The sequence below is a fragment of the Candidatus Clostridium eludens genome (assembly GCF_045310515.1).
Taxonomy (GTDB): Bacteria; Bacillota; Clostridia; order Clostridiales; family Clostridiaceae; genus Clostridium_B; species Clostridium_B eludens.
On record NZ_JBJHZX010000037.1, the window covers coordinates 26,659 to 38,400 of the forward strand.

At 34.0% G+C, this 11,742-nt stretch carries 22 protein-coding genes; 1 reads left to right on the plus strand and 21 read right to left on the minus strand.

All coding sequences use genetic code 11. The features are described 5' to 3' along the window. Window positions 1-150: 150 nt before the first annotated feature. From ACJDU8_RS19740 to ACJDU8_RS19840, 21 genes are all read right to left on the minus strand, one after another. Window positions 151-657 carry a hypothetical protein gene (locus tag ACJDU8_RS19740; protein ID WP_406793884.1) on the minus strand — a complete coding sequence of 169 codons (507 nt, stop codon included), beginning with the start codon at window positions 655-657 and terminating at the stop codon, window positions 151-153. A 481-nt stretch (window positions 658-1,138) separates the two neighbouring features. Then, on the minus strand, window positions 1,139-1,723 hold the full coding sequence (locus ACJDU8_RS19745) for a nitroreductase family protein (RefSeq protein ID WP_406793885.1): 585 nt from the start codon (window positions 1,721-1,723) through the stop codon (window positions 1,139-1,141). A gap of 376 nt (window positions 1,724-2,099) precedes the next feature. Then, a complete protein-coding gene (locus tag ACJDU8_RS19750; protein ID WP_406793886.1) occupies window positions 2,100-2,258 on the minus strand; it encodes a hypothetical protein in 159 nt (52 codons plus the stop codon). A 22-nt stretch (window positions 2,259-2,280) separates the two neighbouring features. After that, the gene (locus tag ACJDU8_RS19755; RefSeq protein ID WP_406793887.1) at window positions 2,281-2,526 is read right to left on the minus strand and encodes a hypothetical protein; all 246 of its coding nucleotides are present in this window, start codon (window positions 2,524-2,526) and stop codon (window positions 2,281-2,283) included. 16 nt (window positions 2,527-2,542) lie between these two features. Next, on the minus strand, window positions 2,543-3,169 hold the full coding sequence (locus tag ACJDU8_RS19760) for a putative metallopeptidase (RefSeq protein ID WP_406793888.1): 627 nt from the start codon (window positions 3,167-3,169) through the stop codon (window positions 2,543-2,545). Continuing rightward, window positions 3,162-3,578, minus strand: coding sequence for a DUF1064 domain-containing protein (locus ACJDU8_RS19765; protein ID WP_406793889.1), 417 nt, complete (start codon window positions 3,576-3,578; stop codon window positions 3,162-3,164). Before ACJDU8_RS19765 ends, ACJDU8_RS19760 begins: the two co-directional genes overlap by 8 nt. Beyond that, on the minus strand, window positions 3,575-3,742 hold the full coding sequence (locus ACJDU8_RS19770) for a hypothetical protein (protein ID WP_406793890.1): 168 nt from the start codon (window positions 3,740-3,742) through the stop codon (window positions 3,575-3,577). The genes ACJDU8_RS19765 and ACJDU8_RS19770 overlap by 4 nt, the downstream gene beginning before the upstream one ends. 137 nt (window positions 3,743-3,879) lie before the next feature. After that, on the minus strand, window positions 3,880-4,098 hold the full coding sequence (locus ACJDU8_RS19775) for a double zinc ribbon domain-containing protein (protein WP_406793891.1): 219 nt from the start codon (window positions 4,096-4,098) through the stop codon (window positions 3,880-3,882). Next, a complete protein-coding gene (locus ACJDU8_RS19780; protein ID WP_406793892.1) occupies window positions 4,095-4,466 on the minus strand; it encodes a hypothetical protein in 372 nt (123 codons plus the stop codon). The genes ACJDU8_RS19775 and ACJDU8_RS19780 overlap by 4 nt, the downstream gene beginning before the upstream one ends. Before the next feature lie 7 nt (window positions 4,467-4,473). Next, the gene (locus tag ACJDU8_RS19785; RefSeq protein WP_406793893.1) at window positions 4,474-5,253 is read right to left on the minus strand and encodes an ATP-binding protein; all 780 of its coding nucleotides are present in this window, start codon (window positions 5,251-5,253) and stop codon (window positions 4,474-4,476) included. Then, window positions 5,210-5,986 (minus strand): hypothetical protein, encoded by a 777-nt coding sequence (locus ACJDU8_RS19790; RefSeq protein WP_406793894.1) that lies wholly within the window; start codon window positions 5,984-5,986, stop codon window positions 5,210-5,212. The genes ACJDU8_RS19785 and ACJDU8_RS19790 overlap by 44 nt, the downstream gene beginning before the upstream one ends. 250 nt (window positions 5,987-6,236) lie before the next feature. Next, entirely contained in the window at window positions 6,237-7,091 is an 855-nt protein-coding gene (locus ACJDU8_RS19795) for a recombinase RecT (protein ID WP_406793895.1), read from the minus strand. After that, window positions 7,091-7,267, minus strand: a complete 177-nt coding sequence (locus ACJDU8_RS19800; RefSeq protein WP_406793897.1) for a hypothetical protein — start codon at window positions 7,265-7,267, stop codon at window positions 7,091-7,093. The genes ACJDU8_RS19795 and ACJDU8_RS19800 overlap by 1 nt, the downstream gene beginning before the upstream one ends. Next, a complete protein-coding gene (locus ACJDU8_RS19805; protein ID WP_406793899.1) occupies window positions 7,267-8,211 on the minus strand; it encodes a YqaJ viral recombinase family nuclease in 945 nt (314 codons plus the stop codon). Before ACJDU8_RS19805 ends, ACJDU8_RS19800 begins: the two co-directional genes overlap by 1 nt. Window positions 8,212-8,273: 62 nt before the next feature. Then, a complete protein-coding gene (locus ACJDU8_RS19810) occupies window positions 8,274-8,627 on the minus strand; it encodes a hypothetical protein (RefSeq protein ID WP_406793900.1) in 354 nt (117 codons plus the stop codon). A 5-nt stretch (window positions 8,628-8,632) separates the two neighbouring features. Then, on the minus strand, window positions 8,633-8,776 hold the full coding sequence (locus tag ACJDU8_RS19815) for a hypothetical protein (protein ID WP_406793901.1): 144 nt from the start codon (window positions 8,774-8,776) through the stop codon (window positions 8,633-8,635). 12 nt (window positions 8,777-8,788) lie between these two features. Then, the gene (locus ACJDU8_RS19820) at window positions 8,789-8,953 is read right to left on the minus strand and encodes a hypothetical protein (RefSeq protein WP_406793902.1); all 165 of its coding nucleotides are present in this window, start codon (window positions 8,951-8,953) and stop codon (window positions 8,789-8,791) included. Next, a complete protein-coding gene (locus ACJDU8_RS19825; protein WP_406793903.1) occupies window positions 8,954-9,211 on the minus strand; it encodes a hypothetical protein in 258 nt (85 codons plus the stop codon). Further along, on the minus strand, window positions 9,208-9,369 hold the full coding sequence (locus ACJDU8_RS19830) for an aspartyl-phosphate phosphatase Spo0E family protein (protein WP_406793904.1): 162 nt from the start codon (window positions 9,367-9,369) through the stop codon (window positions 9,208-9,210). The genes ACJDU8_RS19825 and ACJDU8_RS19830 overlap by 4 nt, the downstream gene beginning before the upstream one ends. 198 nt (window positions 9,370-9,567) lie before the next feature. Further along, complete coding sequence (locus ACJDU8_RS19835) at window positions 9,568-10,113, minus strand: helix-turn-helix domain-containing protein (RefSeq protein ID WP_406793905.1); 546 nt, start codon at window positions 10,111-10,113, stop codon at window positions 9,568-9,570. A 437-nt stretch (window positions 10,114-10,550) separates the two neighbouring features. Continuing rightward, on the minus strand, window positions 10,551-10,775 hold the full coding sequence (locus ACJDU8_RS19840) for a helix-turn-helix transcriptional regulator (protein WP_406793906.1): 225 nt from the start codon (window positions 10,773-10,775) through the stop codon (window positions 10,551-10,553). A gap of 168 nt (window positions 10,776-10,943) precedes the next feature. Between ACJDU8_RS19840 and ACJDU8_RS19845 the strand changes: the two genes are divergently transcribed. Continuing rightward, window positions 10,944-11,639 carry a helix-turn-helix domain-containing protein gene (locus tag ACJDU8_RS19845; RefSeq protein ID WP_406793907.1) on the plus strand — a complete coding sequence of 232 codons (696 nt, stop codon included), beginning with the start codon at window positions 10,944-10,946 and terminating at the stop codon, window positions 11,637-11,639. Window positions 11,640-11,742 lie beyond the last annotated feature (103 nt).

An 11,742-nucleotide genomic window follows, 5' to 3' on the forward strand; every position in this document is an offset into this window, starting at 1 on the left:
TTATTGTAATATCTTTATAATTATGTGTCAAATATATATTACACATAGTAAAGTTAATAATACACATTAAATTAACCACCGTATTATTTAATCTTGAAAAAACATTAATTTAATTGCCTTTTTCGTATAAATTTCATTCTATACACTAATCTATGCATACCAATTTACTATATTTTTAATCAACCTATGCCTTCTCTTTGTAGCTCCTCCTGGAGACATATTAAATTTTACTCCAACCTGCAAATCTGTTTTATTGTATTTATACTTATACTTCAGAGATTCCTGATCCTCAATTCTTAAATCTTTAATATTAGCTTCAATAACAGCATTATCTGCTTCCATATTTCTAAGAACTTCTTCTATATCTGCAACCTGTTCTCTCTTCCATGACTGCTCTTTAATTAACTTATCCGTTATACGTAGCAAAGTCCTCTCGGCATAACTTTCACCTGTAGGACTTGTCTGGATTCTTTCTTCATAAGTTATAGCTCTTGATTCTTCAGGGAGGTTTACTACAGCATTTTTAAGCTTGTACTCTATTTCATTTATCTGCTTTCTTAGGATATCCAATTTCGTACTCAGCACTCTAATTCTTTTATCTTTGTTAAAGTAGTTCCGAAGTTTTTCTTCCATTTCAATAGACTTTACTTCATTCATTATTTCGATTCCTCCCCTTAAATCTTATTTAAGCTAAATCTTTATATTCCCACAATCTTAATTGGCCTTTTAATGGTATTGGCTCTCTCAGTACTTCAATACTATCAAAAATCCAAGCTTATCTTCCTAGTGAATAATCTCCAAAGATTAGTTCCTTGCATTGAACTATGATCCTTGGAACTTCTGTATGTGCTAGATTATTTTTTATTGAATAAACTGTATTGGGTATATATTCCACCAAATGTTTTTTCATACTATCCTATAGATTTACCCAGCGCTAAATTTCTCCGGTAAGATTTTACTGTATTAGTACTTCATGTCTTACTTTTACCTGAATTACCACACTAATCTATCTTCAGATGCTCATCTTCTGGATGTTTGCATAGAGTTTGAAATGCCACTTAAAAACACCCCAAAATTCAAACATGAATAATGCGGTGTTCCAGTAATTATTCAGTTTTTATAGTTGAATCATTAAATATTATCTAATAATATCTACAGTTCCTTCTTTTCTCGGTGCTGCTTTAGGGATATCGCCCAAGTTATAGCCAATTGCGGCTGCCCCACAAACTATGTAGTTTTCTGAAATTCCAATATCAGTTAATGCCTTTCTTACATCTTTATCACCACAAAACCAAGTTAACTGATTTATAAAACATCCCCCTAATCCTATTGAATGTGTTGCTAAAAGAATGTTTTCTAATGCAATTGCACAATCAGCCATACAATTAGAATATTCTCTATCATTAGATACTATGATTAGTGTTGGTGCATTATAGTAAAATTTGTAGTTATCGCTTTCTGCAGCTTTTTTTCCAGACTTTTTTGAACGATAGGTTTTCTCATTTACTTCCAGATCCTTAAAAGCTTTCCTTACTAAAGAATTTAACTGTTCTAGTTTTTCTTTATTTTGCACCACAGTAAATCGCCAAGTTTGTGAATTGCCACCGCTTGGTGCATATTTGCCAGACTCAAGAATAATATTTAGTTGCTCATCGGAAATCTGTTCTTCTTTATAGGTTCTAATACTTCTTCTTGTTAAAATATTTTGAATTACCTCATTCATTTAATCAGCCTCCGTACTTATAATAATCAAACTTAATAAATATTTTAATTTCATCATTATTGTGTCGTTTGGGCACCTATATTATTATACCATGCCAAAATAAACATATATTTATTTTATGATTACAAAATTTATAGTTTAACAATAAGCATTAATTATTGGATATTTCAAGTAATAAAAAATACACCATTTTTTATAACATACTGTAATCTTTAGCCATTTGTTGATAATTATATTATATAACTCAAATTGATTCATTAGAGCTAAAATAATGAATAAAGATAAATTTATTGTTTAACACCACATTATTCAATTACCAAAGAACATTGTTCGTATCTTCTATTCAAATAATTACATCACTTTATTTTCACTCAACCTAATAACCACCCTGTTCAGCCTCTTCCATCCTTTTCTGGTTTTCTACCTTTTTAGCTTGGAGCTTGGCCAACCTTTTGAAATCCCTGTTATTCTCTGCCTCCTTAATTTCATTGTCTATCCGCCCTATTTTTTGTCTGTAAAATTCAGTCAGTATCATACTTACACCTTCCTATATATTTTTAACTTGCATCATCTGGACAAAACTCTCTTAAAGCGCATAATTTCTTAATATTATACAGTTCTCTTATTTCAGCAATGCTCTTATGCTTATTTTCCATTAAATTTCTTACTTCACCTGCAGCATTTTTAGCATCACAAGATTTAACTCTGGCAATATCTTTTATAAGTTCCCTAAGCTCTGACCTTTGCTTTAAATCAAGATTAAATCTAATCGTTAGTTTATGAATTACTTCATTTTGTGTCATAGTCTCACACCTCCAATCAGTTAGCTTTATCAAACATACTTACCTGCCTATCGGCCCTTTTAAGCATACTAAAATCACTATCATCAAACCCCTCAAGTATGTTAGGTATTGGACTCATGGTAGTTTCCCATCCATAACCCATGGTGCCTATTATCTCTTTCCATCCTTTTACATCAGGTGTTCTTAGTTTATCTCCATCTATTTGCTTTAGACAGCTATAAATCAACGCAATTATCTGTTCTTTAGAGATTCTCTCCGTCCAGAATTCCCTGCTTTCAATGATGAATTCATAGCCTGTAAGGATTGTAAGCTGCTTTGGAGCCTTTTTAATCCACATTACTTCATCATCACGTTTTACTTCATCTCCTATGTAGTCTGTATCCTCAATGAACAAAATTTTATTTATATTTATACTTACAAACTCCGGAACCTTCTCTTTGAACTTGTCTTTTACCTTTTGAGCTAAAGGAGTATAAAATTGATTTTTTATCCAATGTTTAAGGTCATACTTTCCATTATGCAATTCTCTTATCTTTTGTATTACTCCATCCCCGGTAGACTGAACGTACTGCAAATTAAATCCCGAACATTCTATCTCTTTTACATAGCCAGTAGAATCATCAATTATCTTTATTCTAGGCATACTTCTTACTCTCCCTTCTCTTCTTCTGGAGCTCCTTGAAGTCTATCCATCCACTTTCACTGTACTTTAGGCTTCTTGAAATCCACCTGAAGTCCATGGTTGGATGAAGATATTTAAGCATTTTAAATTTAAGTTCTCCTTGCGGTGTACTGTCACCTTTCACATCAACATAAGTTTCCGTACCATCAAGGTTGTATATTAAAAAGTCCAATGTATATGTGGCGGACCTTTCCTTTTTCCCTTTATATTCAAAAGCTGGTATCAGAGTAAACTTAGGCTGCAATTCAAAATTCTCTATTTCACCTTTGGCCTTTTTCTTTTTAAGATATTCATAATACCTGGCTTCATCTTTAGAATCAAATGTTATTCCGTCAACAACTGTTTTTTTAGCATTATATTTACTTCTCACATAACCACATCCTTAGGCTCCTTAAGCCTCACTATAGCTTCCTGTAAGGCTTGTATAACTTTATCTATTCTTTCCGCAGCTGACTCACTTACAAGTCCTTCTCTAATCTCTATATTTTCATCCAAATCATGCTCAAGCCATTTTATTATCTCTTCAATATCCATATTCTATCCTCCTATTGCACTAACACTTTAAAACTCACATACGGCCTTTTTAATGCTGTTCTACCTTCAAGTCATAAAACCGCACTGCTTGTACTCTTTTCCGTAAAACTTACCCCGTTCTTGCTTAAATTTAGCTGTTATTTATATAATCCTTTAGGACTAAACTTATTTACACTGCATTCATCACAGCTTTTAGCAGTACTCCTAACAACTTTCTTACTACTTCTCCAGCAGTGTAAACACCTATCCTCCATTAATTTTTTTCCACACTTTGCACAAAAGTTACACGGCATTTTATTCTCCATACCACAGTGAGGACATTTAAACACGGTTGAATATTTGGATTTATAAATCATATCACCTCAGCCTCCCCTATACAGAACTCAACATACTCAAAACTTTGCCTATGGTTTTTTTCCCGAACTACCACAAGCCACTCTGTCTTGCCAACTACAGTACCCTTTACAATCTTGTAGGATCTTCTGCTTTTCAACTTTATTTTAACGGCCTGTCCTAACTTGAACTTCTTCCCCACATTCCTAACACATTGAGTTGAAATGAAAGTAGGATTAGCTTCTCTTAGGTTTAATTTATTTGCCATATCAGTTACTGCAGTAGTACTCATTTTTAGTGCTGCTGCCATGTCTACTATTGTCATGGCACCCCAGTTATTTATTAAAAAATCACTCTTTTCAAGGGTCCAATCAATCCGCATTCTGGCCATTTATATTTCACCCCCTGACAAACTTCCGCATCTTGTAATTATGCTCGGCACCTTTAAAAACTATTTTGTTATATCCACAAGGTTCAAGGATTCTCCTAGCCAGTGCTTCATCAAGTTCTACAAGAATACCCATTGTACATTCCGTACTTACAAGAGTTGGAAGCTTATTAAAATACCTGTAATTTATAATTGGCATTATGTGCTTTATGTCAACATCGCTAAGCCCTAGTTTATTTCCGTACCTGTCTTTAATCAGCTGTCCATTTTTAACCTTGTCCTTGAATAAATCATCTATGATTAACACTGAAGCTCTTTGATACCTGTTTGAAAGCCTTAGATAATATTCATCATCATTGACGTTTGCCTTGAGCTCCCTCATGGCTTCCAGATAAGGCATATAAATCACCTGTACAGGATTCTTCCGGTTTAAAAGTGCTGCACCTATGGCAATTGCTATATAACTTTTCCCTGCCCCAGGCTGCCCGAATAAACCAAAGCTGTTTTCTTCAGTATCCCTGATACTTTCAAAGTTGCGTATATAGGCTTTAGCCATATACAGGGCTTTTTTTGTAACATCATCATAGCCATTGTAATCATTCAAAGTTTTTACCCTTGATGGATCTACCCCAAAGCTTTTCCAGAGCATTTTAGCATGTTCTTTTTCGTAGCAGCTGCACCTTTTGTATCCTGTTTTTGTTTTGGCCCATCCGGTGTCCTGGCATGTATAGCATTTATACGCAGATTTACCCCTCGAATTTTGAGAAGTCATATGGGCTTGAGTCCTCACCTGAGTCAGTATCCTGTTTAGAACTTCCACGCTTTCCACCTCCATTCTTCTTAGAATTTTCACGCTTCCAGAGTCCTTTTATAACCTTTGCACAGTAGCAAAAGGAATTTATTTTATCATCCTCAGAATCAGGCTGAAAATTGTCAAAGGCATAGTCTATGCCCTTAAGGACTGTGTCGAGGGACGGTACCTCTTCACAGATCTCTTGAGCAGCTTCTCTTTCCCTGGTTCTTAAATTCGTATCTGCCCTGCCTGATTTTTGGCAGAAATATTCCAGTGCTATTGACCAGTTCTCTTTTTCTTTATTTTCTTTTTCAACAACAATATTATCTATGTCTTTGTCTATGTCTATTAATGTGGCACGACCTCCGGAAGTATCTCCGGCACAACCTACGGAAGCACCTGCGGAAGTATCTACGGAACTCATTTCCGTGGAAGTTTTTCCCTCGGAATACATTTCCGTAGGTACTTCCGGAGATTCAGTAACATCCGAGAACGGTACCCGTTTTGTCACTGAGTTTTTGTTAAAATAATTTATCCCTGTTTCAAAAGAAATGATTGTATATATGGGGGCTTTTCCTCCAACCCTACTTTTAAAATCAATTCTTCCTTTTTGCTTTAATTCATTCCTTGCATTCCTTACCCCTCTGCCCGATAAGCCTGTTTTAATACTTAACACCGATTCAGCTACCGTAAATGTTTCTACCCATGCAGCCTTGTTGTTTATGTGCATCAATGCGTGCCATAAGGCAACTGCTGATGTCGATAGTTCATTTAGTTCGAGCCAATCATAGAAAGCATTAATTTCACTTATATATCTCATGTGAGCACCTCTCAGGAGTTTTAAATAAGACTGCTAGATCGGTACTAACATGCCTGATTTAAAACTTCTACATTTCTTGTCTGGTTAAATCAGAATTTTAAGCAGCCTGCCAGATCGGTACCGGCAGTCCTGCTTTGTAACTTTGGATCTTGAAATAATTCTAACTTTCCACGCCTTCCGGAAATGGTGTACCCTCATATGGGTCTTTTCCTTCTGGCTCACCTTCAACTTCTGTGTATTCTGCATCCTCAGCTTCTATATTATTTTCATCTTCTAGCCCTTCATCAAATACTTCATAGCTGTTCTCATTAGTTTTAATTATCTTACTATCACTTGTAATTGCTTCCTGCATATCAATACTTAAAATACCCCAAGTTGAAAGCATGTTTTTAAGTACTGTTTTCTTCGCCATGGTATCAAAATCCGTTTTCCATGGTCCATTCCCAAATGATTTTGAAAACCTCTTTGCATGAGCTGTTACCTTTTCTTTACTCCAGTACACTGTTTTTTCAAACCCGTTTAACAATCTGAAGAATCCTGCATATCCTATAACTGCATCAGATTGTTTATTATCAAGATCAAGTTCTATTTCTTCTGTAAGAGGATTAAAATTCTTAAGTTGCCCTTCATATATCTCTGTTACATTTAGCTTTTTATATTGTGCAGACCTCTGAGCCATCTGTATAAATCCTCTGTATCCTATTTGAAACTGTGCTTCTAATTTTCCATGGTTTTTAAAAGGTATTATCCATGCAAAACCTAGATTAGGATCTATAGGTAATTTCAAGGAAGCTGCCTTTAAGGCACTTCCCAAGACTGTCATATCATCGCAGCCTTTTAATTTATCCTGTTTTAAATTAAGTAAACTTGTTATAAATCCATTTGCCTGTTTGTCCAGCATGTCTTCAAATCTTTTCTTTATGCCTACTGAATAGACAAGTGCTTTAAAAGGATCTTTTGGTGGTTTAGATTCGTTTTTCGTCAGTTGCTTTTTTAAACTCTCACTTGTAGCCATTATTCCCCATCCTCCTTAAATTTGCACATTATTTTATCTTTATTACTGTCATAATATATGGAATCTATAAAATACTCACAATCACCGGGATCATATAGTTTAAAATCTTCATTATTCATAGTCTTCAATTGAGCATTGAAACTATTTATAAGTGTTCTAAATGCTGGATTTGCCATTATACTTGTACCTCCTTGATACTGAATTTTCTATAAGAGCTTGTACTTAAATACTGCTTAAATAACTCTGGATGGTCCTTCTTAAATCTTTTATTGTCAAACTTATTAGAAGTTATACTCTTCCAGTCAATTTCATACTTATGTGCATATCCAATCTCTGCCTCACCTAATTCAAGCTTTATGTTGTTTTCAATTTCTTTTGCCTGGGACTCAAGATTCTTTATTGTATTTTTAAGTTCAAAATAATCACTGATTTTATCTTTGTATTCAGACCTTAAATTTACAGTTAATTCTTGGGATGAATCCTTAAACCTTCCCTTTAAATATTTCTCTGCGGCACTGGAGCCATCCAGTGGAGGAGGCACCCTCTTAAGCACATGATTTTCCCAAAAGTCTTTTTCTTCTTGTATGAGTATCTGTATAAGTTCCTCGTCTCTTTCTATCTCTTTGTATAAATAACGCTGTCCTCCTATAAGTACACATATATACGCTTTTTCATATCCTGCTACTGCCATATAATGATTTACTTGAATTAAATAGTTTGCAGGTATTTCTTCATCTACCCACTCTTTAGAATTCCATGCACCTGTAGTTTTACATTCAAGCACTGAATTTTCTCCTACTACCACTCTATCAACATTAGCTATCATAAATGGATACTCTATGTTCTGAAGGATTGCATTTCTCCTTCTCACTTTTTTATCTGTCCTTTTAGTAAATTCTCTTGCAACATTATCTTCAAAAATAGTACCCCAATAAGCAGCTTCACTCTGTTCACTAGGCTCAGTTATTTCTTCAGTTTTATCTGCATATACCTGAAATGGTGTTTTATATTTATTTACTCCGAGGATTGCCCCTGCATCAGATCCACCAATCCCCTGCTGTCTACTCTTCAGCCATTCTATTTCCGTCATGTCTTTGGTTTTAGCTAATACCTTATACAAGTTTCTATTCCTCCCTATTTGATTTTTCCCCCATTCCGGTGTAGAATGGGGATAACGAATTTTTATTTTTGGACCCTCTGCAAAGGGTTCTTTTTTATCGTATTTACTTCAACTTGCATTTCAGTAGAGAAAGCACACCATTTAAGACCCGAGTCAAAATAAGCCTCGTCATTGGTATCTTCACTTATGCTGCCCTGGATTACTCTTACGAATAGACTCCCTTTATATATAGGATTAAATTTCCATATCCCATCCTTGCTATAATCTACCCTCAAAAGAGTTCCATCACTAAATGCCATGGTTCCATCGTTGCAATCATAAGCATTAAATTCTTCTTCTAATTCTCCTCCAATTTCTATTAAGTCATCACTTGCACCTGTTACTACAGTTCCACTTGATACTGTTATATCGCTCATATTATCTATACCTCCATAAATATTTTGAATTGTTCCTTTGTGGCATCCCTGATATCCTCACAAACAGTCTCGCCAGTTTCTTCATCATATAATTTTTCACCATCAAGCCTATATTGGGGCTTATCTGCTTTATTTCTAATTGCCTCCACATTACTCATCTCCTAATCGTTATATTTATAAGTACAATACCTATCCAACTGGTTATACATACTTTCCCAGTGTTTTGCCTTTTCCCTGTAACCCTCTATAAGTTCCAATCCTTCCTTTAGAAGCTCCTTAAGCTTCTTGTTTTCTCTCTGCAGCTTCACAAACTCTTTATCTCTCATCTATTTACCTTCCTTCAACTTTAGATTTTTCAAATACTCCATAAAGCCTGGCATTGTGCCAACAAAATCAAATGCAATATGTTTCTTAGGAATATCATCACTAGGTTCTTGACTATGTTTTTGAGATTCCTGAACATACTTCTGAAACTTATGAAGACTTCCTACAATTTCGATATATATATTCTTTTCCGTTTCTCCTATAGCTTTATTAAGTTTTCTCTCATACTGGTCTATCAAACACTGTAAATACCCATTCATTCCTTCTTTCCCTCCTTCATTTTTTTAGCTATAAGCTCGTCCAGTTCTTCACTAACCTGTAAAGTTCTTTTATCCGATTCACCGTACAAAGTGACATATTCGTGCAACTTCTCTCTAACATTCTCTATCATCTTATCTATGTCCTTATTTGTTTTCATTCAATTTCCCATTGCCTCCTTCCCTCTCTTTTCTTGCAGCTTCAATTTTGCGTGCTACCTCCTATGGCCTTCTTCTTGCTGCTTCCCTAAAACATCTAAAAGTTGTTTTAACTTGTACCGTGGAGCTTTCTTAAGACCTAATTCAAATCCCTTAACTTTTGTTTTATATCCTGCGGCATTTCACTAAGTGTCATTTTCTTATCCCTCCTCTATATCCACAATGTAATGTTTCTGCCTGAACTTTTCACATTCTGTCATATCAAGCCTGTCCAAACTAACACCAAATATCTTTTTAAGCCGTATAAGAAATGTCTCTATAGGAGGTATTAAATCTGCCACCTGTTCCATATGCTTGTACAATTCTTCTGTTTCACTTTCACCCAGAAACTTTTTGTTCATTGTTAAACTTGATATTTCTTTAAAAGCTTCCACCGCCTCAGGGATTTCTTCTTGAATCATTTTTAAAATCATACATTGGATGTTATCATCAATTCCATTCATTAGAGGAATGTTTATAATCCCTAGCTTTTTCTCTGCCTTATAGGCCATTTTTAGCTCTTCAAAGTCACTAAACTTAGCTAAGTTTGTAATTACGTCTTCAGGAATATTTCTATCACCTAGGCCATACCTAACTACTGCAGATTCGCTTACCCCCGCCATTTTAGCAACTTGTTTGCATGTAAGCTTATTTTCCTTCTGTATGCGTTTTAATGTTTTAGAAAGCATTGTTGCACCCATTGTCATACTCACCCCCTTTCAAGCTGACACGCTAAAATTTAAAATATAACTAGCTTTGCTATAGAAATATTATTTATCCCTTAGTAACAATACTTTGAAAATTTCATAGCATATATTAGGAATGTGTTTGTCCATATTCATCTGTAGAACAAAGTATTTTATGATTTTTTCTTTAGTTTATTGCTTTTATGACTTTTGGATATCTCTTACTATAAGTTTGCTAACTTTTTTAATCTCTCTGGAGGCATATTAACAATAATTTTTGCTAATACTTTTGCGTACCTAAGTTGTAATTCATCTTTTAGTTCATCACTTTCTGGATAACTCACAGTAACAGATTTAATTTTGTTTTTCAGCTTAATCGCCTCCTAGTTTATGTTATGAAAGCTATTGTATGAAGGTTACTGATTGTCCTATATTGAATTTTTATAGCTCTACCTTAATTAACTTGCAACCTCTTTTGTTTCTTTTAGAAACTTGGAATTTAAAAAAATATCATCATCTTTATAGCCAAGTATTTTTTTAATTTTCATAGCTACTTCTAATGATGGATTTTTATTACCATTTTCAATATTAGTATATGTTGATCTGCTGACTCCTAACTCCTTAGCGATAGTTTTATGGGTGTATTTCTTTTGCAGTCTTCTTTCTTTTAACTTTTGCCTCAAAATTAAATTCACCTCCTGTTTAGTTTCTTATCGAAACTCCCCGTACTTTTATTATAGTTTCATTAAGAAACATTGTCAATATATATTTATATAAAGTTTCTTATAGATACGTATGTTTATTTTAGAAACATTGTGTATTAAAATATTATTAAAGGCGGTGATATTATTATGGCTTTTGGAAATAGATTAAAGTTATTACGTGAAGAACATGGTCTTACTCAACAGATGGTTGCAACTATATTGAAAGTAGAAAGACCCACAATTGCCGGTTATGAAACTAATCGTAAACAGCCAGATTATGAAAAAATCAACATTCTAGCCGATTATTTTAATGTTTCTATAGATTATCTTTTAGGACGTTCTGACATACGTAACCCTTATAATAATTCTAGTACCCAGAATCCTAAAAGTTTAGGTAAAATTATTTCTGAATACAGAGAAAAGAACAATTTATCTTTAAAAGATTTCGCCACTAAGACTGATTTAGATTATGAGTATGTTGATGACCTTGAAAAAGAAAAGGTTTTAAAATCTCCATCTTTGGGGGATATATGTAAAATTGCTCAGTCAATGAATATTCCTGAAATGGATCTATTAGAACAAGTAGGATATGTTAAACCTAATCCTGAAAGTGATAAAATATTAAAAAAATGCAACGAACTTTTAGAAGATTATATAAAAAGCCATAAAAATGATGATGAGGGTAAAATAAGGTCCAAAGGTTTATACACTACCCTCTTAATAAAGAAATTATTTGAGGATGGACTTATTAATAATGATGGTGAAATAGACGATTCGTATATAGAATTAATAAAGGCATCTTTAAAAACTGATAGTAAGCTTTTAAATAAGGACAATAAATGATTTTTAGTCCTTATTTTATATTATTTAATCATCACCACCCGTAAAACGGGTGGTTTGCTCAGCCCTATAAGGGCATGTTACTGGCTGTGCTACTCGCACACTG